The organism is Pseudomonas sp. CFBP 13602 (assembly GCF_014842725.1).
GTDB classification, from domain to species: domain Bacteria; phylum Pseudomonadota; class Gammaproteobacteria; order Pseudomonadales; family Pseudomonadaceae; genus Aquipseudomonas; species Aquipseudomonas baltica.
Window position 1 is genome coordinate 188,944 of sequence record NZ_JACYVT010000003.1, and the last position, 21,968, is coordinate 210,911.

Below are 21,968 nucleotides of genomic sequence, written 5' to 3' on the forward strand. Positions count from 1 at the left end.
GCGCGGCAGGTTTCAGCGTATTTCACTGAGGGCGATCTTCACACCCAGCGCCACCAGCACCACGCCCATGGCGCGGTCGAACCAATGGCCCATGCGCGCGAAGCCTTCGCGCACCCGGCGCTGGCTGAACAGCATGGCGACCAGGCAGAACCACAGCGCCGTGGCCAGCGCCAGGTACACGCCGTAACCGGCCTGCACCGGCAGCGGCGTGTGCGGACTGATGACCACGGTAAACAGGGAAAGAAAGAACAAGGTGGCCTTGGGGTTCAGGCCATTGGTCATGAACCCGGCCACATACGCGCCCTTGGGCGTGCGCTGGACCGGCGCCGCGCTGCTGGCCTGCACGTCGACCGCGGCCGGCTTGGCGCGCAGGGCCTTGAAACCGATGTAGAGCAGGTACGCCGCAGCGGCCCACTTCAGCACATTGAACAGCACGATGGACTGGGACACGATCAGGCCGATCCCCAGCAGTGAATAGCCCACGTGGACGAAGATCGCCGTGCCCACCCCCAGCGCGGTCCACAGACCGGCCCGGCGTCCGTGGCTGACGCTTTCGCGCACCACCACCGCAAAATCCGGACCCGGGCTGGCCACCGCCAGCAAGTGGATGAAGGCAACGGTGAGAAATTCGGTCCAGTACATGACGGCAGGCTCCAGGCGCGGCAGATGCAAACACGGTGATTGCAAAAAACAGCCCCGGACGCTACCTCAGGTCAGCAGGCCAGGGCCACAAGATTTTCATCCAGCAGCTATGGTAGAACATCCACATCCCCTTCAAGAGGTTCACCCATGCCCGCTACCCGTGCCGCCTTCCTCGACTACAGCTCCCTGGACCTGGGTGACCTGGACCCTGCCGCGCTCAAGGCCTGCTTCGAAGACCTGCAGTTCTACCCCAGCACGACGCCTGCGCAACTGCCCGAGCGCCTGCGCGGCCTGAACGTGGTCATCAGCAACAAGATCGCTCTGGATGCCGCGACCCTGCAGGCCTGCCCGGACCTCAAGCTGGTACTGGTGTCGGCCACGGGCACCAACAACGTCGACCTTGCGGCCGCGCGCAAACTGGGTATCACCGTGTGCAACTGCCAGGGCTACGGCACCCCATCGGTGGCCCAGCACACCTTGATGCTGTTGCTCGCCCTGGCGACCCGACTGCCCGACTATCAGCGCGCCATCGCAGCCGGCAAATGGCAGCAAGCCAAGCAGTTCTGCCTGCTGGATTTCCCCATCGTCGAACTGGAGGGCAAGACCCTCGGCCTGCTGGGCCATGGCGAGCTGGGCGGCGCGGTTGCCAGGCTGGCCGAAGCCTTCGGCATGCGCGTGCTGTCGGGGCAGATTCCCGGCCGCCCGGCACGCGCAGATCGCCTGCCGCTGCATGAACTGCTGCCGCAGATCGACGCGCTGACCCTGCACTGCCCGCTCAACGAGCACACCCGACACATGATCGGCGCACCCGAACTGGCGCTGCTCAAGCCCAGCGCCTTCGTGGTCAACACCGCGCGCGGCGGCATCATCGACGAGCAGGCCCTGGCCGATGCCTTGCGTCGTGGCCACCTGGGCGGTGCGGCCACCGACGTGCTCAGCGTCGAGCCACCGGTAGACGGCAACCCCCTGTTGGCCGACGACATCCCACGCCTGATCATTACCCCGCACAGTGCCTGGGGCAGTGTCGAGGCGCGCCAGCGCATCATTGGCCAACTGGCGGAAAATGCCACGGCCTTCTTCGCTGGCCAGCCCATCCGCAGCGTCTGAAACCGGCCCTGGTCTGCTAGAATCCGCGCTTTTGCCAGGAGCCCTCCCATGGACCCGCGCAGTGAAGTGCTGCTTCGTCAGGCCAACTTGTTTCAAGGTCAACTGCTGCTGGCCGGGCTGCCTGCCGACGACCTCTTCGGCCAGTTGCCGAACGCCGCCGGCTGGTGCTGGCATGCCGGCGACCAGGCAGCGCTGGACGCGCGCTTCGAGGGTCGCAGCCATTTCGGCGTCAACGTCCCCGAGACGCCGTTCGATGGCGCGGTGTTGTTCCTGCCCAAGTCCCGCGACCTGACCAGCTACCTGCTCAATGCCCTGGCCGCTCGGTTGCAGGGGCGTGAGCTGTACCTGGTAGGCGAGAAGCGTGGCGGCATCGAGGGCGCGGCGAAGCTGCTGCATGCCTTCGGCAAGCCGCGCAAGCTGGACAGCGCACGGCATTGCCAGCTGTGGCAGGTGACTGTCGACCAGGCACCAGCGGCCGTGGACCTGGAAAGCCTGGCGCAGCGCTATGAGCTGGAGATCGCCGGTGAGCCGTTGACCGTGATCAGCCTGCCGGGGGTATTCAGCCATGGTCGGCTGGACCGTGGTACCGAACTGCTGCTCGATCACATCGGTGGCCTTCCTCGCGGCCATCTGCTGGACTTCGGCTGCGGCGCCGGCGTGGTCGGCGCCAGTCTCAAGCGGCGCTACCCGGACAACCAGCTGACCTTGCTCGATGTCGATGCCTTCGCCACCGCCAGCAGCCGTCTGACCCTGGCGGCCAACGGGCTGGATGCCGATGTCATTACCGGTGACGGTATCGACGCCGCGCCACTGCATCTGGATGCCATCATCAGCAATCCGCCGTTCCATGCCGGGGTGCACACCAGTTACCACGCCGCAGAGAATCTGCTGGAAAAATCCAGCCAACATCTGAAAAAAGGCGGCGAACTTCGCTTGGTTGCCAATAGTTTCCTGCGTTATCAACCGCTGATCGAGGGCGCTTTCGGGCGCTGCCAGACGCTGTCCGAGGCGCGCGGCTTCAAGGTCTATCGTGCCATCAAATAGCCAAATCTTCGCTTGCCCTATCGTGATTGCCTAGGCAGAATCCGCACCGTCCTAGGGGAGTAGTCTCCCGCGAGCGCCAGCTCGCATGGCACGCGTCAACATACTTGGCCCTCAGGCCATGGCGCGTGCGACCCAGCGGCCGCACAGACGGCCCGGGTTTGACAAGACCTATGACACGCACACCTTACCCGGGGCGGGGAGGCTGTTCGTGTCATAGCCGTGTCGACCCGCCCCCATAGGAACGCTCCTGATGTTGGAATCCCTGCTTGTCCCTACCGGGCTGGTGGCCTTGGCCGAAATTGGCGACAAGACCCAGTTGCTCGCGCTGATCCTTGCGGCACGCTTTCGCAAGCCCTGGCCGATCATCGCCGGCATCGTCGCCGCAACCCTGGCCAACCATGCGGCGGCAGGTGCAGTAGGCGCCTGGTTCAGCGGCTTCTTCTCCGACGCCGCCCTGCACTGGATCCTGGCGGCAAGCTTCGCCGCGACCGCTCTGTGGACCCTGATACCGGACAAGATCGACGACGACGAAGCCAACACCGCGCGGCGCTACGGGCCGTTCATGACCACGCTGATCGCGTTTTTCATTGCCGAGATCGGCGACAAGACCCAGGTCGCGACGGTGATGCTGGCTGCGCAGTACCCGCACTTGCTGATGGTCATCATCGGCACCACGCTGGGCATGTTGATTGCCAATGTACCGGTGGTACTGGCGGGCAATTTTGCCGCCGACAAGCTGCCGCTGACGCTGATCCGCCGGCTGGCCTCGGGGGCGTTTTTCATTCTGGCGTTCGTTGCGGTGTATCAGGCGATGAAGGTCAGCGGCTGGGTGTAAGGTGCTGGGAGCGGCGGCGCGGCTTTCGCGGCCGCTGACCGCTCCTACAGGGGATTCTTGTATGGGAAGTCCCCTGTGGGAGCGGGTCTCTGCCCGCGAATCAGGCGCCGCGGTCCGTCAGGATTTCTTCGCCTGCTCGTACAACGGCATGACTTTGGGAATGGCCGCCTGCAGTGACGATATCCGGCTGGCTGAAGCCGGGTGTGTGCTCATGAATTCCGGTGGCGAATTGCTGCCTGCTGCTGCCGTCATCTTGTTCCACAGGGTGATGGCGGCATTGGGGTCGTACCCTGCACGCGCCGCCAGCTCCAGCCCGAACAGGTCGGCTTCGTTCTCGTTGCTGCGGCTGTTGGGCAAGGTCAGGCTGTAGTTGACCACGGTATCGGCCAGCTTCAGGCTGTCTTCGCCCAGCCCCAGCAGCGCCCCTGCCCCGTTGCGTGCCATCTGGATGCCGTAGGCCTTGGACATCGACTCGCGGCCGTGCTCACGCAAGGCATGCGCGATTTCATGGCCCATCACGGCTGCGATCTCGTCGTCGGTGAGTTTCAGTTTGTCGATCAAGCCGGTGTAGAAGATGATCTTGCCGCCGGGACCGCAGTTGGCGTTGAGCTCGTCGCTCTTGATCAGGTTCACTTCCCATTGCCACTGTGCCGAATCCGGGCGCAGCTTGGGCGCCTGGGCGATCAGCCGATCGGCGATCGCCTGGACGCGCTTGGCTTCGGCGCTGGTCTTGTCGAGCACGCCCTTGCCACTGGCTTCGGTCAAGGTCTGCTGGTAGGACTGGGCGTACATCTTGTTCACCTCATCGGTGGACAGCATGCTGAACATGTATTGCTTGCGCTCCACACCCACAGCGCCCGAGCTGGTGGTGTTGACGGCCTGACAACCGGCCAGCAGAAGGCTGACGGCCAAGGTGGCCGGAATGAAGAACTTGCCCATTGGGACTCTCCTGGGAAACCTGGCGGGTATCCTACACGGTGAGTATCGGACACGACACCTGCGCAAGCACTCCGCCCGATGCACCGCGGTGCCCGTTTCGGGGCCACGGACCGCTCCTACAGCTGCACCGCGCGAACCCGTAGGAACGGTCCGTGGCCGCGAACAGGCGACGCGGTCGGTACAGTTGCACCGCGCGAACCCGTAGGAGCGGTCCGTGGCCGCGAACAGGCGACGCGGTCGGTACAGTTGCTCCGCGCGAACCCGTAGGAGCGGTCCGTGGCCGCGAACAGGCGACGCGGTCGGTACAGTTGCACCGCGCGCGCCCGTAGGAGCGGTCCGTGGCCGCGAACAGGCGACGCGGTCGGTACAGTTGCTCCGCGCGAACCCGTAGGAGCGGTCCGTGGCCGCGAACAGGCGACGTGGTCTGTGCAAAGACTCACGCCGGGGTCAGGCACTCCGGGGCATTGAGTTTGGGGTCGTTGACCAGATTGGCCAGCGGACGCTCGCGCAGGGCGGCCTGGGGCGCGGCGAGCAGCGACTGCAGGGCAGCCAGAGGCGTTGCTGGGTCCAGCCAGGCTGCCTGCCCGGCGGCATCGAGGATCAACGGCCGGCGCTGGCTCATGGCCGGCTGAGTCACCACTGCAGTGCTCAACCAGACTTGCTCCTGCACCGGATAGGCTTCCCAGATACCCGCGAAAAACAATGATGAACCCTCCCCTGGCGTCAGCCAGAAAGGCCGCTTGCGCACATTGCCCCGCCACTCGTAGAAGCCGTTGGCCGGAATCAGGCAACGCCGCAGACGCAAGGCCTCGCGAAACATCGGCTGCTCGGCCACCGTCTCGGCACGCGCATGGGCGGGGGTTCGCGACAGATCTGTCAGCCACGGCGGGGTCAGCCCCCAACGAGCCTTGGCCAGGGTCGAGCGTTCTCCCTCCCGACGCTGGATCAGCACCGAATCACCCGGGGAAATATTCCACTGCGCCTGCTGGCCTTCGGGAAAGCCCTCCTGTGCGGCGAAACCGGGTGACCAGCGAAACAAGGCAAAACGTCCACACATCAGGCAAAAACTCTTGAGGGGTCTAGCACAGCAGAACCCCGGGGAAACTGTCGGGCTCGTCGCCCGACATGGGCAGCGCGGCATTGTACTCACCGATCAGCTGCCGTGCGTAATCGGCCTGCTCGTCGGCCACCAGCAAACCCAGCAGGCCCATCGCGGGCAGGTCGCCCATGCCGCCAACCAGATCCCGGCCAGCCAGATGCACACCCACTCCTTCGTTCTCCAGCATGCCCAAAAGCATCTGCGCTTCGAGCAGGCTTGCAGGCTCGTAGATGCGCTGCATCACTCGTTCTCGCTGCGCACGTGCAGCGACCATTGCTCGCCGTCGGTGTGCAACGCGAACACAATGGGGCGGCAGCACACCGGGCAGTCTTCTATATAGTGCTGATCGCCACCCGACAGGTCGAGTACCGCTTCGGCCGGTTCTCCGCAATAGGGGCAATCGTAATCTTGGGTTTCCAGCATCGCGGCCTCCACGGCTCACTTGTGCGTATAATCGCCACTCTGTTTGCAGGCCGTTGGCTACATGGGCCCCTACCCTTTGCCCACAACCTTGCGCCTGTACCTTTACCTTAGCCGTTTCCAACAAGAGAGCATGATGGGCGAATTCGATGCCATCCGACCGTACGACGACGCCGAAGTACCTGCCGTTCTGGCACGGCTGCTCAGCGACCCGGCATTTCTGGATATCCTCACCCACTTCCGCTTCCCGCGTCAGGCCAAGACCTTTGGCTGGTTGCTCAAGCCGTTGATCGCACGGCGCCTGCGCCGCGAGTTCAAGGATGTCAACAACGTCGCCACCCTGCAGGACAAGGTCGAGTTCTACGTCGACCACACCATCGACCGCGCCACCGACGGTGTGACCTACACCGGTGTCGAGCAGTTCAAGTCCGGCAGTGCGTACCTGTTCCTGGCCAACCATCGCGATATCGTCATGGACCCGGCGTTCGTCAACTACGCCGTGTACCACGCAGGCCTGCCGACGCCGCGTATTGCCATCGGCGACAATCTGCTGCAGAAGCCTTTCGTCAGCGACCTGATGCGCCTGAACAAAAGCTTCATCGTTCATCGCTCGCTGGTTGGGCGGCGTGAAAAGCTGGCGTCCTACCAGCTGCTCTCGGCCTACATCAACCACTCGATCCGCCACGACTGCGCCTCTATCTGGATTGCCCAGGCCGAAGGCCGCGCCAAGGACGGCGACGACCGCACCGACTCGGCGATCCTCAAGATGTTTCACATGAGCCGCAAGGACGAGCCTTTCGGCGAAACCATCAAGGCGCTGAACCTGACGCCGGTGTCGATCAGCTACGAATACGACCCCTGCGATCAGGCCAAGGCGCGCGAGCTGTACATCCGTGCAACCAAGGGCGCCTACAACAAGGCACCTGGCGAAGACGACGTCAGCATTGCCCAGGGCATTACCGGCTACAAGGGCCGCGTGCACATCAACTTTGCCTCGCCCATCACCGAGTCGTTCGAAGACACCAAGCAGCTGGCCATGGAGATCGATCGGCAGATCCTGGGCGGCTATCGCCTGTTCCCGGTGCACTACCTGGCCTACGCGCAGTGGGCGGATGCCGATCCCGAGCTGCAGGTGCCTGTGGCAGCCGATGTATTTCCGGCCGCCGAGCTGGAAAAGGCGCGTGCCGAATGGCTGCGACGGCTGCGCGAGTGCCCGGTGGAACAACGACCGTTCCTGGTGGTGCAATACGCCACACCGGTGCGCAACCAGTATCGCGTCAAGGCAGGGCTGCCGCTCTAGGGTCACTCTGGGCATGGGGTGCCACGCGGCCGTCATGGTTCTGTCATGCGCCCTTCATGCACCCTTCATACAAAACAGGCATCGTGTTGCACCCTCACCCAACACGCTTCGGATGCCCGTCATGCTGCACGCCCTGAACCAGGATCGTCTCTACCACATTACCGCCAGCGACGAGCAGGAAGCCCTGATCGACGCCCTGGCGTTCAATGTCCAGGACCGACAGTGGCTGGTGTATTGCGCCTTAGGCGGTCATCAGCACGGTGACTGGCCCGATCTGGACCTGGGCACGGGCATCAGCGTGCTCGACTTCCACCTGCAGGCGGCCTGAAGCCTGCACGCAGTCGAATCCGGCCCATGAAAAAGCCCGCGAACATCGCGGGCTTTTTCATGGCTGGCAGAGGCTGTCAGAAATTGCTCTGGGACAGGGTCTGGCCGATGGTGGCGTCCTTGAACACGCGCGTCAGCGCATCGCTCAGCACATCGCTGACCAGCTTGGTGTTGGTTTCCTGGTTCGGCGCCATGCCGAAACGCTGGTTCAAGGAAGCGCCATAGCGGCCGCTGTAGTGGCGGCCACCGTTGGTCACGTCGGCCTTGAACGTGGCGCCGATGTTGGCCTCGGTGACGTACATCTTGTCCTTGGGCGACTGGTACTTGAGCTCGGCCAGGGTGATGGTCAACGTGGGTGCGCTGCCGTTGTTGCCGGTGGGCGTGAAGCCGAGCAGGCGCACGGCCGCTTCGGCCTGGGCCTGCAGCTTGGGCAGCACGTCGTTGGCGGCAACGCTGACCGCGCTGGTTTCCGGATACAGGCCGCCACGGGTGCCCAGGGTCGGCGAAGGTCGACCGTCGACCACACGCACGGCCACTGCCTGGCCCTGGCCAACGGCGGCGAACTGCGAGGTCAGGCGCGGCTGAGGGCTGAGTTGTTGCGGGCTGTTGGCACAACCGACCAACGTCAGACTGGTCACAGCGATCATAGCGAACAACAGGCGGTGCAACATGCGCATCTCTCCGGCAACGGGCAGTGGATAAGCCGCGAGTATAGCGGGGCCTGCGGGCAATGGACCAGCCATGAAACGCGTGCAGGCCAGTGCGGTGCGGTCCGTGTCATCAGCCTGTCACCGTCGGCGGGCAGTATCGCGTCTATAGTCCACCGCACGCCACCGCACGGAGAATCGCTCATGGGTTTTCTCAAGTCTCTGTTCAGCGCCAGCCAGCCCTACCGTTGCTACGTCGCGCTCGACCAGCAGGGCCTGTGCCGCGCATTCAAACAGTGCCAGCAGGCGCCCGTCGGCGAGGGTTGGGTCGAGGTTGGCGATATTCGCCCACAATGGCTGGGCCAGCCATTGCCTGCCCATGCCCGCGTCAGCTCCCGTGCTACGGGGGCTGGCGGGATTCGGGCCGTGCACGCTTGACCGGCCGGTCACCAAAAGCCTGTAAATAACGATCAACTCGCCGCGTTTCATCGCTATAATCTTCCCCCGATTATAAGGACGTCTCCTGATCGGGCCTCGCAGCACTGCCAACACACTCGTCTTGGCCTCCGCACCGCCCACAGAGAGCCGCCCACGCAGGTCACGCGCTGGCGTTTCCATTCGCTCGTGCCACCCTGCCGCTGCCGATCCTTCAAGCAGCCTTCTTGAGGTTCACGACTCCAAAAGAGCGTGAAATAAACGGGTTTCACAACTTCACAAGAGTGTGGCGAGCAAATGAAAAGTCTTGGATCTGTACCAGCACTATCTGCGTCCCGAACAGCCCAACGAGGAAGGATCGAACGCTTCGCATGATGGCTCCAGTTCGCTGAACGCACGTATCAACCATGGTCCTATGGCGTTGGCGGGCCGAACGTGAGTTCATGGGCAATGCCCGGCAGACTTGTCGGCACAGGCCATTTCAGCGATGCAGTTGCGAAGATTCGGACATGGCGACCCAGGCCTGCACAGACGTACCGGGGTCCCATGCTGTCAATGGGTGCTGAAGATTTTGGAGACGCGTTAAATGGCGCAAAACGAAGCAGTCGACGTGGTATTGGTAGGGGCCGGCATCATGAGTGCCACCTTGGCCGTACTGCTCAAGGAACTCGACCCGGCATTGAAGCTGGAAGTCGTCGAGCTCATGGACTCCGGTGCCGCGGAGAGCTCCAATCCGTGGAACAACGCCGGGACCGGCCATGCCGGCCTGTGTGAGCTCAACTACACGCCGCAGGCCGCCGATGGCTCCATCGACATCAAGAAAGCCGTACAGATCAACACTCAGTTCGAGGTCTCGAAGCAGTTCTGGGCCTACCTGAGCAGGAAGAGCAGCTTCGGCTCGGCACGTTCGTTCATAAGCCCGGTCCCGCACCTGAGCTATGTCGAGGGTGACAAGGGTGTGGCCTTCCTCAGGAAGCGCTATGAAATGCTCAAGGCCCACCATGCCTTCGCCGACATGGAATACACCGAAGACAAGGCAAAGATGGCCGAGTGGATGCCGCTGATGATGCCGGGGCGTCCCGCCGACCAGCACATCAGTGCCACCCGTGTGATGGGCGGTACCGACGTCAACTTCGGCGCCTTGACCAACAAGCTGCTGGCTCATCTGGCCAGCGCACCCGGCGCGCAGGTGAAGTACTGCAAGAAGGTCACCGGCCTGGCGCGCAAGGGTACTGGCTGGACGGTCAGCGTCAAGGACGTCAACACCGGCAATACCCGCGAGATCGACGCCAAATTCGTATTCCTCGGCGCAGGCGGTGCTGCTTTGCCACTGCTGCAGATGTCCGGGATCGAAGAGGGCAAGGGCTTCGGTGGTTTCCCGGTCAGCGGCCAGTGGCTGCGCTGCGACAATCCCGAGGTGGTCAAGCAGCACCAGGCCAAGGTCTACAGCCAGGCGGCGGTGGGCTCACCGCCCATGTCCGTGCCCCACCTGGACACTCGCGTGGTCGATGGCAACAAGTCGCTGCTGTTCGGCCCTTACGCCGGCTTTACCACCAAGTTCCTCAAGCACGGCTCGTTCCTCGACCTGCCGCTGTCGGTGCGCGCGGCGAACATCGGCCCGATGCTGGCCGTGGCCCGCGACAACATGGACCTGACCAAGTACCTGATGAGCGAAGTGCGTCAGTCCATGGAGCAGCGTCTGGATTCGCTACGGCGCTTCTACCCGCAGGCCCGGGCCGAGGATTGGCGCCTGGAGGTGGCTGGCCAGCGCGTGCAGATCATCAAGAAGGATCCGAAGAAAGGCGGCGTGCTGCAATTCGGCACCGAGTTGGTGTCTGCCGCCGACGGTTCGCTGGCGGCCTTGCTCGGTGCATCACCAGGTGCCTCGGTGACCGTGTCGATCATGCTCGACCTGCTGGAACGCTGCTTCCCCGAGCAGACCCGATCACAGGCGTGGGCGACCAAGCTGGCGGAGATCTTCCCTGCCCGTGAACAGGTGCTGGCGAACGATGCCGAAACCTACCGTCGCGTCAGCCATGACAGCGACGTGGCGCTCGAGCTCGCGGAAAAAGCGGACGGCGTGCAGCATTACGCCTGATACACCGCACGTACCGCCGACGCGGCTCGCGCCGCTGCTACAGGGAATTGCATCGCTCTTGTAGCAGCGGTGCCAGCCGCGTCCGTGCACATTGCCCTTGTAGCAGCGGTGCAAGCCGCGTCCGTGCGCACCGCCCTTGTAGCAGCGGTGCAAGCCGCGTCCGTGCACACCGCCTTTGTAGCAGCGGTGCAAGCCGCGTCCGGGCTCACCGCGTTTCTACAGACACACCGCGCGTGCCGCCGACGCGGCTTGCGCCGCTGCTACAGGGGTCGTTTCAGGCTCGCTGGATCAGGTCGATGTATTCCTGGGCGTTGCGCTGGTCGCGAATCAAGGTGATGAAATCGTTGCCGTGTTCGTCCTTGCCGTCGAACTCGTAACCGGCTTCCTTGAAGAACACCAGAAAGCGTGCGAAATCATCGACGCGCAGGCCACGGTACGCCTTGATCAGCTTGTGCAGCGACGGCGAGGTGGCATCGACCGGCTCGAAATTCAGGAACAGCTTGATCTGCTCATCGCCGATCTCGTCGCCAATCAATTGCTTCTTGTCTTTACGCATTACCGACTCCAACTCGCTATCACGGTCATTCACGGGGCAGGCAGTTTACCCTCGGCTTGGCGATGGGCTCAACGCGCGCGTAGGCTGCCGGTGTGCAGATCGGCCCAGACATGCCCATTGGGGTAGCTGAGGAACTGCACGTAGACGGTGTCGTTGCGCAGCAGGTCGAGCAGGATCCGGTACTGGCTCAGCGGATAGGTCAGGGCCAAGGTGCCAGTGGCCGCATCGAAGGCTGGCCGCTTCAGGCTTTTGCTCTCGCCATCGAAGGTGATCAGCACTTCGGCCAGTTTCGCGTCCTTGCTCAATGCCTTGCCCTTCAAGCGCAACAGCATGGGCGCGGTCACCGGTATGGGCTGCTGGTTGGAAAGGCGCTGATTGCCCATGACCACCGAGTAGCTGGTCACCTGCACCAGTTGCTGCTGCGGATCGCCTTCGCGCAGGGACTGCTCATCGGGCGGCAGGAACTGTTCATGTACGAGCCCATGCACAGGCGCTGCGGCCAGCGGCAGACAGGTCAGCAAGGCAATGGCGGCAACGGTCAGGCGCATGGGCGGCTCCTTGTGGAAGAGCCGCGGACTTTAGCATGTTGCAAGGGGGGCGGGTCTGCGGCGAGGCCGGACGCGGCTCGCGCCGCTGCTACAAGAACGACGCAACCCCTGTAGCAGCGGCGCAAGCCGCGTCCGACAGCGCCCGCAATCCCTGTAGCAGCGGCGCAAGCCGCGTCCGACATCGCCCGCAATCCCTGTAGCAGCGGCGCAAGCCGCGTCCGGCAGCGCCCGCAACCCCTGTAGCAGCAGCGCAAGCCGCGTCGGCAGCGCCCGCAACCCCTGTAGCAGCGGCGCAAGCCGCGTCCGGCAGCGCCCGCAACCCCTGTAGCAGCGGCGCGAGCCGCGTCGGCGGTGCGTGCCATGGGTCTGGAGGAATGCAATAAACCCGGGGTCGGTTTCGGGAGGGAGGCCTTACATCCCCTTGACGGCGAAGATACCCGCAGCGTTGCGCCAGTACCCCTTGTAGTCCATGCCGTAACCGAAGATATAACGGTCGATGCACGGCAGACCCACGAAGTCGGCCTTGAGGTCGGGACTGGCCTTGCGGTCGTGGTCCTTGTCGATCAGCACGGCGGTGTGCACGGCGCGGGCGCCGGCGTGCTTGCAGAAATCGATGATGGCGCTGAGCGTGTGGCCCTCGTCCAGGATGTCATCGATGATCAGCACGTCGCGGTCGATGAAAGAGATTTCCGGCTTGGCCTTCCAGAACAGATCGCCGCCGCGGGTTTCGTTGCGATAGCGGGTGGCGTGCAGGTACGACGCCTCCAGCGGGAAATCCAGATGGGTCAGCAGCTTGCCGGAGAAGATCAGCCCGCCGTTCATCACGCAGAACACCACGGGGTTGCGGTCGGCCAGTTCAGCGTTGATCTGCGCGCCGACCTTGGCGATGGCAGCCTCGACCTGGGCTTCTGTGTACAGGCAGTCGGCCTCTCGCATGACTTGACGGATGTGCTCGAGATCAGCGGACATGACGCTCTCCAAGGGGGGCGGGAAGAAAAGCGGGCAAAGGTACGCACACACCTGGCATGAATCAAGCACAATCCAGGCTTTCATGCACTAACGTGCAGTATGTCTATAGGACAGCCCGATACAATAGATTAATCTACCGCCGTTTTTTTGCCCGTTCGGAGCCTTTCCCCATGCCTATCCGTGAGATCCGCCACCCGCTGATCCGCCACAAGCTCGGCCTCATGCGCCGTGCCGACATCAGCACCAAGAACTTCCGCGAGCTCGCCCAGGAAGTGGGAGCCCTGCTCACCTACGAGGCCACCAAGGATCTGCCCCTGGAAAACTACGAAATTGCAGGCTGGGCCGGCCCGGTGGTGGTCGAAAAGATCGCTGGCAAGAAAATCACCGTGGTGCCCATCCTACGCGCCGGCATCGGCATGCTCGACGGCGTGCTCAGCCTGATTCCGGGTGCCAAGGTCAGCGCCGTCGGCGTTGCGCGCAACGAAGATACGTTGCAGGCGCACACCTACCTGGAAAAGCTGGTCGATGAAATCGACGAGCGCCTGGCGATGATCATCGACCCGATGCTGGCCACCGGCAGCTCCATGGTTGCCACCATCGACCTGTTGAAGAAGGCCGGCTGCAAGGAAATCCGCGCCATGGTGCTGGTGGCTGCGCCCGAGGGCATTGCCGCCGTGGAAAAGGCACATCCCGACGTGCAGATCTACACTGCTTCGATCGACGAGCGCCTGAACGAGCATGGCTACATCATCCCCGGGCTGGGCGATGCCGGTGACAAGATCTTCGGCACCAAGCAGAAGGACGCCTGACCCATGCAGGACGAGTTCAACGATCCGCTCTGGCGGCAGGTGCTGTCAGGCGCGCAAATGCTCTTCGTGGCGTTCGGCGCGCTGGTACTGATGCCGCTGATCACTGGCCTGGACCCGAACGTGGCGCTGTTCACTGCGGGCCTGGGCACGTTGCTGTTCCAACTGGTGACGGGTCGTCAGGTGCCGGTATTCCTGGCATCGAGCTTTGCTTTCATCACACCGATCATTCTCGCCAAGGGCCAGTTCGGCCTGGCCGAGACGATGGGCGGGATCATGGCGGCCGGATTCGTCTACACCTTCCTCGGGCTTGCGGTGAAGATCAAGGGCACCGGCTTCATCGACCGCCTGCTGCCGCCCGTGGTAATCGGCCCGGTCGTGATTTCCATCGGCCTGGCGATGGCGCCGATCGCCGCCAACATGGCGATGGGCAAGGCCGGCGATGGCACCGAACTGATCCCCTACGCCACAGCCATGTGGATCTCCATGCCGGCGCTGCTCACCACCATCGTCGTCGCCGTGTTCGGCAAGGGCATCTTTCGCCTGGTGCCGATCATCGCCGGGGTACTGGTCGGCTTCGCCATGGCATTCGTCTTCGGTGTGGTGGACACGGCCAAGATCGCCGCAGCTTCCTGGCTGGCACTGCCACACTTCACGGCGCCGGCGTTCAACTGGCAGGCCATCCTGTTCATTGTACCCGTGGCATTGGCACCGGCCATCGAGCACATCGGTGGCGTGATCGCCGTGGGCAGCGTGACCGGTCGTGACTACCTGAAGAAGCCCGGCCTGCACCGCACCCTGCTTGGCGATGGCATTGCCACGACTGCCGCCGGCCTGTTCGGCGGACCGCCCAATACCACTTACGCGGAAGTGACCGGCGCGGTCATGCTGACCAAGAATTACAACCCCAAGATCATGACCTGGGCGTCGATCTTCGCGATCAGCCTGGCGTTCGTCGGCAAGTTCGGCGCGCTGCTGCAGAGCATTCCGGTACCGGTGATGGGCGGCATCCTGTGCCTGCTGTTCGGTTCCATCGCAGCGGTGGGCCTGAACACGATGATTCGCCACAAGGTCGACATGGCCGAGGCGCGCAACCTGGTGATCGTCTCGGTAACCCTGGTGTTCGGTATCGGTGGTGTGCTGGTCGGCACCGGGACCGGGCCCGATGACTTCGGCCTCAAGGGCATTGCCCTGTGCGCCGTGGTGGCGATTGCCCTGAACCTGTTGCTGCCGGGGCATGGTGACTGGAAAAAGGACTCGCAGGCCTGAAGCCAGCAGGGAGCGCCATGGCGGCGCTCCCTGCTGGCAGATTCAGCGTCAAAGCATCAAGGGTGCCCGCTCGCACAGGGTATTCAACGCTTCACCCCATTGCGGATGATCATTCAGGCACGGCACCAGCACCAACTCCTCGCCCCCCGCCTCGCAGAACTGCTCGCGCCCACGGTCGCCGATCTCCTCCAGGGTCTCGATGCAATCGGCGACGAACGCCGGGCACATCACCAGCAACTTCTTCACCCCTTGCTTGGCAAGTTCATCCAGACGCGCCTCGGTGTAGGGCTCGATCCACTTGGCCCGGCCCAGTCGCGACTGGAAGGACACCGACCAGCTACCGTCGGCAAGGCCCATGCGCTCGGCGAAGGCACTGGCCGTACGCAGGCACTGCGCGCGATAGCAGACGGCGAGCACTTCAGGCGGGGCATTCTGGCAGCAGTCGGCGGAACGCAGACAGTGGCCGCCGGTAGGGTCGATCTTGGTCAGGTGCCGTTCGGGCAGTCCGTGGAAGCTCATCAACAGATGGTCATGGGGTTGCGCCAGGTAGGGCTTGGCACTGGCCACCAAGGCATCCACGTATTCCGGCTGGTCATAGAAGGGCTGCAGCACGCTGAATTGCATGGCCAGCTTGCGCTCGCGCACCACTTTGCGTGCCTGCTCGATCACCGTGGTCACGGTGCTCTGGGCGAACTGAGGATAAAGCGGAGCCAGGGTGACTTTCTGCACCCCCTGCTCGGCCAGGCGCGCGAGCGCCGTATCCAGCGAAGGCTCGCCATAACGCATGGCGACTTCCACCGGACCATGGCGCCACTGCTCGGCCATGACCGCCTGCAGGCGCCGGGTCAGGACCACCAGCGGCGAGCCGTCCTCCCACCAGATCGAGGCATAGGCGTGTGCCGATTGCACGGGGCGCTTGACCAGAATCAGCGACACGATCAGACGCCGCAGCGGCCATGGCACGTCGATGACATAAGGGTCCATCAGGAACTGGTTGAGATAGCTACGTACATCGGCTACCTGGGTCGATGCGGGCGACCCCAGGTTGACCAGCAGCAGGGCGTGATCGGTCATGCAGCGTCCTATTTCAGGTTCGTCGTTTGAGAGCTCAGAGGCGCCGCGACAGTTCGGTCAGGGCGGCGGATAGTTCGCTGTAGCGGAAATTGAAACCTGCGGCCTGCAGCGCCACCGGGCGTGCGCGCTGGCCACCGAGCAACAGCCCTGACAGCTCGCCGAGCCCTGCCTTGAGCAACAGCGACGGCAGTGGCAGGAAAGCCGGGCGATGCAGGGCACGTCCCAGTTGTCGTGCGAATTCACGGTTGCGCACCGGCTCCGGCGCGCAGGCATTATAGGGACCGCGGCACTGAGTCTGGTGCAAGAGAAAATCAATCAAGGCGATTTGATCGTCGATATGAACCCACGGCATCCACTGCCGGCCACTGCCGATCGGGCCTCCCAGCCCCAGCTTGAACGGCAGCACAAGGCGCTTGAGAAAGCCGCCCTGACTTGCCAGCACCAGCCCGGTGCGTACCAGCACCACCCGCACGCCCAACGCTTCGGCGCGCAGGGCCGTCTCTTCCCAGGCAATGCACAAGTGACTGGCGAAGTCCTCCTTGACCGGTTGCGAGGTCTCGTTCAATTCACGTTCGCCACCATCGCCATACCAGCCTACCGCCGAGCCGGAAATCAACACTTCGGGCCGCTGCGCACGGCTTTCCAGCCATGCCAGAAGGCGCTCGGTGAGGGTGATCCGGCTGCTCCACAGCAACGCCCGGCGCCGCGCCGTCCACGGACGGTCGGCAATCGGCGCGCCGGCCAGATTGACCACCGCATCCACCGTTTCGTCGCCGATTTCCTCGAGCTGCGCCACGCCACGCACGCTGGCTCCGCACAGCTGCTTGACCTGTCCCGGCTGGCGACTGAGCACCGTCAGCCGATGCCCCTGCCCTACCCAGTGCTGGCAAAGCTTGCGGCCGATGAGCCCGGTGCCGCCGGTCAGCAATATGTGCATAAGGTTTCTCCAATGTGGCGTTGCGTCTGCAGCGCTAGTCTATTTTCATGAGACAGGCACTTTCCATCCGCGTGCCTCTCTCATGAACCATAGGACACCTGAGCAAAAAGGATCCCGTTAACTTATACTTATTAAGTCTTTTGTACAGGTTTGTTTTTTCGAACACACGTGTGCATAGCGCTTACGAAGCTGTTACGAGGGCACTATGAGTTTACCTACGCCGAGTTTACCTACGCCGACTTCATCTACGACGACTGGACCTGCAGCGACCGTATCCATTGCAATCATCGGTACTGGCATGGCCGGCCTCTCCGCTGCCCAGGCGTTGCACAAGGCTGGCCATGCCGTGCAGTTGTTCGACAAGGCGCGCGGTGTGGGCGGCCGCATGTCCAGCAAACGCAGCGAGGTCGGTTCCATCGATCTGGGCGCGCAGTATTTCACTGCCCGCGACCGGCGCTTCGTGGCCCAGGTCCAGCAATGGCAGGCCGAAGGTTGCGTGCAGCCGTGGTCGCCGTCGCTGTACAACGCCAAGCAGGGTCGCCTCAGCCCGTCGCCGGACGAGCAGGTACGTTGGGTCGGCGCACCACGCATGAGCGCCATTGCCAAGACCATGGCCGTCGACCTGCCTGCCGCTTTTTCCTGCCGCATCGCCGAGGTGTTCAAGGGCGAGGAATTCTGGGAGCTGCTGGATGCAGAGGGCACCAGCCATGGACCCTTCAGCCACGTCGTGCTCGCTGTGCCGGCGCCCCAGGCCACGGCGCTGCTGGCCAGTGCACCCAAGCTCGCCACGCAGGTGGCCGGGGTCAAGATGGACCCTACCTGGTCGGTGGCACTGAGTTTCGCTACGCCGCTGGACACGCCGATGCAGGGCTGCTTCGTGCAGGACAGTGCGCTGGACTGGCTGGCGCGAAGCGGCAGCAAGCCCGGCCGTGACGACAGCAGCGACACCTGGGTACTGCACGCCACCAGCGCGTGGAGCAAACAGCACATCGACCTGTCCCGCGAGGCAGTGATCGAACAGCTGCATGGCGCCTTCGCCGAGCTGGTGAACTGCCCGATGCCTGCGCCAAGCTTCAGCATCGCCCATCGCTGGCTCTACGCGCGCCCGGCTCAGCCCCATGAATGGGGTGCGCTGGCCGACCCCGACCTGGGCCTGTACGTGTGCGGCGACTGGTGCCTGTCAGGCCGCGTCGAAGGCGCCTGGCTCAGTGGCCAGGAAGCCGCGCGGCGCCTGCTCGAGCACCTGCAATGAATGCCCGGCATCAGCTCAATCCGCGCAAGTTGTTGCTGTCGAAATGGACCGCCGTGCGCCCGCTGAACCGGGAAAAGCATTTCCTGGTCAGCGAAGTGTTCTGCGATGACGAAGGCGTCGTGCTGGAGGTCGAGTTGCAGGCGGTTCTCACACACCGTGCCGAGCGCATGCCCTGGCAGGCTTTGCAGGATATGCAGAACTGGAAAATGGGCTGGCAGTGACATCCTGCCAAGAGCTGTATTTCTGTACAAAGCATTTGACCTGTACAAATACGGACCTAAGATGAAACTATGCTGTACAGCGTTGTCAGTATGTACAGGTTTCAGAAGAGGTCCGTCATGCAAGAGCCCAGCGTCAGCAAACCCAAGATCGGAATCAGCGCCTGCCTGCTCGGCGCACCCGTGCGCTACAACGCCGGGCACAAGGAATCGCGCTGGTGCAGTCGGATCCTGGTCGAGCATTTCGAGTTCGTCCCGGTCTGCCCCGAGGTCGCCATCGGCCTGGGTACGCCGCGCGAGCCGATTCGCCTGGTCGGCGACAAGGATCACACCCAGGCCGTGGGTACCGTACACCCCGACATCAACGTCACCGCGCCCCTGGCCGCCTACGGCGAACGGATGGCCGGCGAGCTGACCGATCTCTGTGGCTACATCTTCATGCAGAAGTCGCCGTCCTGTGGCCTGGAGCGGGTGAAGATCTATCGAGACAACGGCGCTCCCCAGCGCGAAGGTGGCCGAGGCATCTATGCCCAGGCGTTCTGTGCGCGCCACCCCGATCTGCCAGTGGAAGAGGAAGGTCGCCTGTGCGATCCGGTGCTGCGGGAAAACTTCCTCGTGCGCGTCGGCGCCTATGCCCAGTGGCAAGCGCTGCTGGCGGACGGCTTGACGCGCCGCGCCCTGACCGAATTCCACTCGCGCTTCAAATACCAGCTGATGGCCAACAACCCGCTGCAGTACAAGGTTCTGGGCAAGCTGCTGGGCAGCATGGGCCGCGGCGATGCCGCGCAGATCGGCCCGCAGTATTTCAGTGAGCTGATGCAGGCGCTCAAGCGCTGCGCCACTCGCGGCACCCACAGCAATGTGCTGCAGCACATCAGCGGCTACCTCAAGCGCGACATCGATGCGCAGGACAAGCAAGAACTGCAACAACTGATCAATCAGTACCGCGAGGGCATTGTGCCGCTGGTGGTGCCGATGACGCTGCTCAAGCACCTGTTCCGCATCCATCCGGACCCGTACATCGCCCAGCAGACCTACCTGCAGCCGCACCCGGAAAACCTGAGCTTGCGCAATGCCATCTGACGCCAATGGCACCGACTGGCTGCCGATCCGCGAAGTCACCCGGCAAACCGGCGTGCACCCGGTCACCCTGCGGGCCTGGGAGCGGCGCTACGGCCTGATCGTGCCTCATCGCACCGCCAAGGGCCATCGCCTGTACGACGCCGCGCAGATCGCACGGATCCAGCACGTGCTGACCTGGCTCAACCGGGGCGTGGCCGTCAGTCAGGTGAAGCAACTGCTCGACGCTCCTCGCGATGCCCGGCCGCAAGTCCAGAGCGATTGGCAGCAGCTGCGCCAGACATTGATCCAAGCCATCACCGATATGGCCGAGCGTCAGCTGGATGATCTGTTCAATCAAGCGATGGCCCTGTATCCACCCGCCACCCTGTGCGAGCATTTGCTGCTGCCGCTGCTGACCGATCTGGAGCAGCGTTGGGCCGGCCAGTTCGGCGCGCAGATGCAGCGGGTGTTCTTCCATGGCTGGCTGCGCAGCAAACTGGGTGCGCGCCTCTATCACAATAATCGCCAGCTGAACGGTGCGCCCGTGGTGTTGGTCAATCAGGCCGACGTCACTCCGGACCCTTACCTGTGGCTCGGCGCCTGGCTGATCAGCAGCAGCGATTGCCCGGTGCAGGTGTTCGACGCGCCGCTGCCGGCGGGCGAGCTGGCCCTGGCCTGCGACAAGCTTCAGGCACGCGCTCTGGTGCTGTACGCCGACAAGGCCCTCAACCTCGCGACGCTGAGGCGGCTGCTGGTCGGTTGCACGTGCCCCAAATGGCTGGTGGGCTCGGCCGTGCTCATTCACCGCGCCGCCGCAGGCGACGGCCCTTCCCCCATTGCCGATCTGCACCTGGCGACCGATCCGTTGCACGCCCAGCAGTTGCTGCAGGCGTCTGGCGTGTTGGCCAACCGGCAACCCTGAATTCGAATGACGAGGCTTTCATGCAATTGATCTGGCTGCGCAGCGACCTGCGAGTGCACGACAACCCCGCCCTGGCGGCCGCCTGCGAGCAGGGCCCGACCCTGGCCGTGTTCCTGCTGAGCCCCAGGCAATGGCTGGAGCACGACGACTCACCGAACAAGGTCGACTTCTGGCTGCGCAATCTCAAGGAACTGAGCGCCAGCCTCAAGGCCCTGCACATCCCCCTGTTGCTGCGTGAAGCCGATACCTGGGACAAGGCACCGAAGGTCATCAGCGCGCTCTGCGCCGAGCACAAGATCGAGGCCGTGCATTGCAACGACGAGTTCGGTGTCAACGAGAACCGCCGCGACGAGGCAGTAGGAGCGGCCCTGGCCAAGGTGGACATTCCCCTGCACCGTTATCTGGATCAGGCGCTGTTCAAGCCCGGCAGCGTACTGACCAAAGGCGGCACTTATTTCCAGGTCTTCAGCCAGTTCCGCAAGGTCTGTTACGAACGCCTGCACCAGTCCGTCCCGGCGCTGGTAAAAAAGCCCCGCGCGCAGAAACCGGTGCACATTGCCGCCGACACAGTGCCCGATCAGGTGAAAGGCTTCGCCGTCCCCGACAAGGCGCTGATCAAGCTCTGGCCGGCCGGTGAGGAAGAGGCGCACAAGCGCCTGGACACCTTCACCGACCAACCGATCGAAGACTACAAGGTCGAGCGCGATCTACCGGCCCACCCTGGGACCAGCCAGATATCCGCCTACCTGACTTCCGGCGTGGTTTCTCCACGCCAGTGCCTGCATGCGGCGCTCAACAGCAATCGCGGTGAGTTCGAGAGCGGCAACGTCGGCGCCGTGACCTGGATCGGCGAGTTGATCTGGCGCGAGTTCTACCGGCACATCATGGTGGGCTATCCGCGCGTTTCGATGCATCGACCGTTTCGCGAGGAGTACGCCGCCCTGCCCTGGCGCAAGGCGCCCAGCGAGCTGCAGGCGTGGAAAGAGGGACGCACCGGCATCCCCATCGTCGATGCAGCCATGCGTCAACTGGTGTCCACCGGTTGGATGCATAACCGCCTGCGCATGGTTACCGCCATGTTCCTGAGCAAGAACCTGCTGATCGACTGGCGCGAGGGCGAGCGTTTCTTCATGCAGCACCTTATCGACGGCGACCTGTGCTCCAACAACGGCGGCTGGCAGTGGAGTGCATCCACGGGTACCGATTCGGTGCCCTATTTCCGGATCTTCAACCCGGTGAGCCAGTCGCAGCGTTTCGACGAGCAAGGCGTGTTTCTCAAGCAATGGCTGCCCGAGCTGGAAGGACTGGATCGCAAGCAGGTCCATGCGCCGTCAGGTGATGCGCTCAAGCAGAACGACTATCCCCGGCCGATCGTGGATCTGAAGGAAGGACGCGCACGCGCCTTGGCGGCATTCAAGAATCTGCCACGCAAAGCCAAATAGGGAAGAAGGATTGAAGCAAT

Annotated in this window: 25 protein-coding genes and 1 riboswitch; of the genes, 14 read left to right on the forward strand and 11 right to left on the reverse strand. The window is 63.6% G+C overall.

Going from position 1 to position 21,968, the window contains the following annotated elements; genetic code table 11:
* Positions 1–12 precede the first annotated feature (12 nt).
* Positions 13–642: a LysE family translocator gene (locus tag IFU31_RS07260; protein ID WP_122475185.1), complete on the reverse strand. Its 630-nt coding sequence runs from the start codon at positions 640–642 to the stop codon at positions 13–15.
* A gap of 147 nt (positions 643–789) precedes the next feature.
* Between IFU31_RS07260 and IFU31_RS07265 the strand changes: the two genes are divergently transcribed.
* The 3 genes from IFU31_RS07265 (at position 790) to IFU31_RS07275 (ending at position 3,628) form a co-directional block, all read left to right on the forward strand.
* The gene (locus IFU31_RS07265) at positions 790–1,749 is read left to right on the forward strand and encodes a 2-hydroxyacid dehydrogenase (protein ID WP_192058607.1); all 960 of its coding nucleotides are present in this window, start codon (positions 790–792) and stop codon (positions 1,747–1,749) included.
* A 48-nt stretch (positions 1,750–1,797) separates the two neighbouring features.
* Positions 1,798–2,793, forward strand: coding sequence for a class I SAM-dependent methyltransferase (locus IFU31_RS07270; RefSeq protein ID WP_192102618.1), 996 nt, complete (start codon positions 1,798–1,800; stop codon positions 2,791–2,793).
* 42 nt (positions 2,794–2,835) lie between these two features.
* Positions 2,836–2,953: riboswitch (yybP-ykoY riboswitch) on the forward strand.
* A 90-nt stretch (positions 2,954–3,043) separates the two neighbouring features.
* A complete protein-coding gene (locus tag IFU31_RS07275; RefSeq protein WP_122475190.1) occupies positions 3,044–3,628 on the forward strand; it encodes a TMEM165/GDT1 family protein in 585 nt (194 codons plus the stop codon).
* 117 nt (positions 3,629–3,745) lie between these two features.
* Here the strand turns inward: IFU31_RS07275 and IFU31_RS07280 are convergent, their stop codons facing one another.
* The 4 genes from IFU31_RS07280 to IFU31_RS07295 all read right to left on the reverse strand — a co-directional run bounded on the left by IFU31_RS07280 (position 3,746) and on the right by IFU31_RS07295 (position 6,089).
* Entirely contained in the window at positions 3,746–4,567 is an 822-nt protein-coding gene (locus tag IFU31_RS07280; RefSeq protein ID WP_192102619.1) for a M48 family metallopeptidase, read from the reverse strand.
* 436 nt (positions 4,568–5,003) lie between these two features.
* Entirely contained in the window at positions 5,004–5,624 is a 621-nt protein-coding gene (locus IFU31_RS07285) for an SOS response-associated peptidase (protein WP_122475193.1), read from the reverse strand.
* Between the two features lie 22 nt (positions 5,625–5,646).
* Complete coding sequence (locus IFU31_RS07290; protein WP_122475195.1) at positions 5,647–5,907, reverse strand: putative signal transducing protein; 261 nt, start codon at positions 5,905–5,907, stop codon at positions 5,647–5,649.
* Positions 5,907–6,089, reverse strand: coding sequence for a CPXCG motif-containing cysteine-rich protein (locus IFU31_RS07295; protein ID WP_122475196.1), 183 nt, complete (start codon positions 6,087–6,089; stop codon positions 5,907–5,909). The genes IFU31_RS07290 and IFU31_RS07295 overlap by 1 nt, the downstream gene beginning before the upstream one ends.
* 130 nt (positions 6,090–6,219) lie before the next feature.
* Between IFU31_RS07295 and IFU31_RS07300 the strand changes: the two genes are divergently transcribed.
* Together IFU31_RS07300 and IFU31_RS07305 are read left to right on the forward strand one after the other, a co-directional pair.
* Positions 6,220–7,386 carry a 1-acyl-sn-glycerol-3-phosphate acyltransferase gene (locus tag IFU31_RS07300; RefSeq protein WP_185795018.1) on the forward strand — a complete coding sequence of 389 codons (1,167 nt, stop codon included), beginning with the start codon at positions 6,220–6,222 and terminating at the stop codon, positions 7,384–7,386.
* Positions 7,387–7,507: 121 nt separating this feature from the next.
* Entirely contained in the window at positions 7,508–7,714 is a 207-nt protein-coding gene (locus IFU31_RS07305; RefSeq protein WP_192054690.1) for a hypothetical protein, read from the forward strand.
* A gap of 76 nt (positions 7,715–7,790) precedes the next feature.
* Here IFU31_RS07305 and IFU31_RS07310 read toward each other — a convergent pair whose 3' ends face one another.
* On the reverse strand, positions 7,791–8,384 hold the full coding sequence (locus IFU31_RS07310) for a YajG family lipoprotein (protein ID WP_122475200.1): 594 nt from the start codon (positions 8,382–8,384) through the stop codon (positions 7,791–7,793).
* Positions 8,385–8,564: 180 nt separating this feature from the next.
* Between IFU31_RS07310 and IFU31_RS07315 the strand changes: the two genes are divergently transcribed.
* Both IFU31_RS07315 and mqo read left to right on the forward strand, forming a co-directional pair.
* On the forward strand, positions 8,565–8,798 hold the full coding sequence (locus IFU31_RS07315) for a hypothetical protein (RefSeq protein WP_122475201.1): 234 nt from the start codon (positions 8,565–8,567) through the stop codon (positions 8,796–8,798).
* A gap of 583 nt (positions 8,799–9,381) precedes the next feature.
* Positions 9,382–10,893 carry a malate dehydrogenase (quinone) gene (mqo, locus tag IFU31_RS07320; RefSeq protein ID WP_122475203.1) on the forward strand — a complete coding sequence of 504 codons (1,512 nt, stop codon included), beginning with the start codon at positions 9,382–9,384 and terminating at the stop codon, positions 10,891–10,893.
* Positions 10,894–11,167: 274 nt separating this feature from the next.
* Here the strand turns inward: mqo and IFU31_RS07325 are convergent, their stop codons facing one another.
* The 3 genes from IFU31_RS07325 to IFU31_RS07335 form a co-directional block, all read right to left on the reverse strand.
* Positions 11,168–11,449: a PA4642 family protein gene (locus IFU31_RS07325; protein WP_122475204.1), complete on the reverse strand. Its 282-nt coding sequence runs from the start codon at positions 11,447–11,449 to the stop codon at positions 11,168–11,170.
* A 68-nt stretch (positions 11,450–11,517) separates the two neighbouring features.
* Positions 11,518–11,997: a hypothetical protein gene (locus tag IFU31_RS07330; protein WP_122475206.1), complete on the reverse strand. Its 480-nt coding sequence runs from the start codon at positions 11,995–11,997 to the stop codon at positions 11,518–11,520.
* 411 nt (positions 11,998–12,408) lie between these two features.
* Positions 12,409–12,966 carry a hypoxanthine-guanine phosphoribosyltransferase gene (locus tag IFU31_RS07335; protein WP_122475207.1) on the reverse strand — a complete coding sequence of 186 codons (558 nt, stop codon included), beginning with the start codon at positions 12,964–12,966 and terminating at the stop codon, positions 12,409–12,411.
* Positions 12,967–13,136: 170 nt separating this feature from the next.
* Between IFU31_RS07335 and upp the strand changes: the two genes are divergently transcribed.
* Entirely contained in the window at positions 13,137–13,775 is a 639-nt protein-coding gene (upp, locus tag IFU31_RS07340; protein WP_122475209.1) for a uracil phosphoribosyltransferase, read from the forward strand.
* Positions 13,776–13,778: 3 nt separating this feature from the next.
* The gene (locus IFU31_RS07345; RefSeq protein WP_122475210.1) at positions 13,779–15,041 is read left to right on the forward strand and encodes a uracil-xanthine permease family protein; all 1,263 of its coding nucleotides are present in this window, start codon (positions 13,779–13,781) and stop codon (positions 15,039–15,041) included.
* Positions 15,042–15,089: 48 nt separating this feature from the next.
* On the opposite strand, the gene hemH is transcribed toward IFU31_RS07345, so the two are convergent.
* Together hemH and IFU31_RS07355 are read right to left on the reverse strand one after the other, a co-directional pair.
* Complete coding sequence (gene hemH / locus IFU31_RS07350) at positions 15,090–16,115, reverse strand: ferrochelatase (RefSeq protein ID WP_122475212.1); 1,026 nt, start codon at positions 16,113–16,115, stop codon at positions 15,090–15,092.
* A 34-nt stretch (positions 16,116–16,149) separates the two neighbouring features.
* Complete coding sequence (locus IFU31_RS07355; protein ID WP_185795015.1) at positions 16,150–17,052, reverse strand: TIGR01777 family oxidoreductase; 903 nt, start codon at positions 17,050–17,052, stop codon at positions 16,150–16,152.
* Between the two features lie 277 nt (positions 17,053–17,329).
* Between IFU31_RS07355 and IFU31_RS07360 the strand changes: the two genes are divergently transcribed.
* The 5 genes from IFU31_RS07360 to phrB all read left to right on the forward strand — a co-directional run bounded on the left by IFU31_RS07360 (position 17,330) and on the right by phrB (position 21,948).
* Entirely contained in the window at positions 17,330–18,304 is a 975-nt protein-coding gene (locus IFU31_RS07360; protein WP_342345057.1) for an NAD(P)/FAD-dependent oxidoreductase, read from the forward strand.
* Positions 18,301–18,525, forward strand: a complete 225-nt coding sequence (locus IFU31_RS07365; RefSeq protein WP_192102620.1) for a TIGR02450 family Trp-rich protein — start codon at positions 18,301–18,303, stop codon at positions 18,523–18,525. The genes IFU31_RS07360 and IFU31_RS07365 overlap by 4 nt, the downstream gene beginning before the upstream one ends.
* Positions 18,526–18,642: 117 nt before the next feature.
* Complete coding sequence (locus IFU31_RS07370) at positions 18,643–19,605, forward strand: YbgA family protein (RefSeq protein WP_122795335.1); 963 nt, start codon at positions 18,643–18,645, stop codon at positions 19,603–19,605.
* Complete coding sequence (locus IFU31_RS07375) at positions 19,595–20,506, forward strand: MerR family transcriptional regulator (protein WP_192102621.1); 912 nt, start codon at positions 19,595–19,597, stop codon at positions 20,504–20,506. Before IFU31_RS07370 ends, IFU31_RS07375 begins: the two co-directional genes overlap by 11 nt.
* 20 nt (positions 20,507–20,526) lie before the next feature.
* On the forward strand, positions 20,527–21,948 hold the full coding sequence (phrB, locus tag IFU31_RS07380) for a deoxyribodipyrimidine photo-lyase (RefSeq protein ID WP_192102622.1): 1,422 nt from the start codon (positions 20,527–20,529) through the stop codon (positions 21,946–21,948).
* The last annotated feature ends 20 nt before the right edge of the window (positions 21,949–21,968 follow it).

Coding starts and splice junctions, on each gene's coding strand:
- IFU31_RS07260 (WP_122475185.1), bottom strand. CDS start 642: ATGTACTGGACCGAATTTCTCACCGTTGCCTTCATCCACTTGCTGGCG.
- IFU31_RS07265 (WP_192058607.1), top strand. CDS start 790: ATGCCCGCTACCCGTGCCGCCTTCCTCGACTACAGCTCCCTGGACCTG.
- IFU31_RS07270 (WP_192102618.1), top strand. CDS start 1,798: ATGGACCCGCGCAGTGAAGTGCTGCTTCGTCAGGCCAACTTGTTTCAA.
- IFU31_RS07275 (WP_122475190.1), top strand. CDS start 3,044: ATGTTGGAATCCCTGCTTGTCCCTACCGGGCTGGTGGCCTTGGCCGAA.
- IFU31_RS07280 (WP_192102619.1), bottom strand. CDS start 4,567: ATGGGCAAGTTCTTCATTCCGGCCACCTTGGCCGTCAGCCTTCTGCTG.
- IFU31_RS07285 (WP_122475193.1), bottom strand. CDS start 5,624: ATGTGTGGACGTTTTGCCTTGTTTCGCTGGTCACCCGGTTTCGCCGCA.
- IFU31_RS07290 (WP_122475195.1), bottom strand. CDS start 5,907: ATGCAGCGCATCTACGAGCCTGCAAGCCTGCTCGAAGCGCAGATGCTT.
- IFU31_RS07295 (WP_122475196.1), bottom strand. CDS start 6,089: ATGCTGGAAACCCAAGATTACGATTGCCCCTATTGCGGAGAACCGGCC.
- IFU31_RS07300 (WP_185795018.1), top strand. CDS start 6,220: ATGATGGGCGAATTCGATGCCATCCGACCGTACGACGACGCCGAAGTA.
- IFU31_RS07305 (WP_192054690.1), top strand. CDS start 7,508: ATGCTGCACGCCCTGAACCAGGATCGTCTCTACCACATTACCGCCAGC.
- IFU31_RS07310 (WP_122475200.1), bottom strand. CDS start 8,384: ATGTTGCACCGCCTGTTGTTCGCTATGATCGCTGTGACCAGTCTGACG.
- IFU31_RS07315 (WP_122475201.1), top strand. CDS start 8,565: ATGGGTTTTCTCAAGTCTCTGTTCAGCGCCAGCCAGCCCTACCGTTGC.
- mqo (WP_122475203.1), top strand. CDS start 9,382: ATGGCGCAAAACGAAGCAGTCGACGTGGTATTGGTAGGGGCCGGCATC.
- IFU31_RS07325 (WP_122475204.1), bottom strand. CDS start 11,449: ATGCGTAAAGACAAGAAGCAATTGATTGGCGACGAGATCGGCGATGAG.
- IFU31_RS07330 (WP_122475206.1), bottom strand. CDS start 11,997: ATGCGCCTGACCGTTGCCGCCATTGCCTTGCTGACCTGTCTGCCGCTG.
- IFU31_RS07335 (WP_122475207.1), bottom strand. CDS start 12,966: ATGTCCGCTGATCTCGAGCACATCCGTCAAGTCATGCGAGAGGCCGAC.
- upp (WP_122475209.1), top strand. CDS start 13,137: ATGCCTATCCGTGAGATCCGCCACCCGCTGATCCGCCACAAGCTCGGC.
- IFU31_RS07345 (WP_122475210.1), top strand. CDS start 13,779: ATGCAGGACGAGTTCAACGATCCGCTCTGGCGGCAGGTGCTGTCAGGC.
- hemH (WP_122475212.1), bottom strand. CDS start 16,115: ATGACCGATCACGCCCTGCTGCTGGTCAACCTGGGGTCGCCCGCATCG.
- IFU31_RS07355 (WP_185795015.1), bottom strand. CDS start 17,052: ATGCACATATTGCTGACCGGCGGCACCGGGCTCATCGGCCGCAAGCTT.
- IFU31_RS07365 (WP_192102620.1), top strand. CDS start 18,301: ATGAATGCCCGGCATCAGCTCAATCCGCGCAAGTTGTTGCTGTCGAAA.
- IFU31_RS07370 (WP_122795335.1), top strand. CDS start 18,643: ATGCAAGAGCCCAGCGTCAGCAAACCCAAGATCGGAATCAGCGCCTGC.
- IFU31_RS07375 (WP_192102621.1), top strand. CDS start 19,595: ATGCCATCTGACGCCAATGGCACCGACTGGCTGCCGATCCGCGAAGTC.
- phrB (WP_192102622.1), top strand. CDS start 20,527: ATGCAATTGATCTGGCTGCGCAGCGACCTGCGAGTGCACGACAACCCC.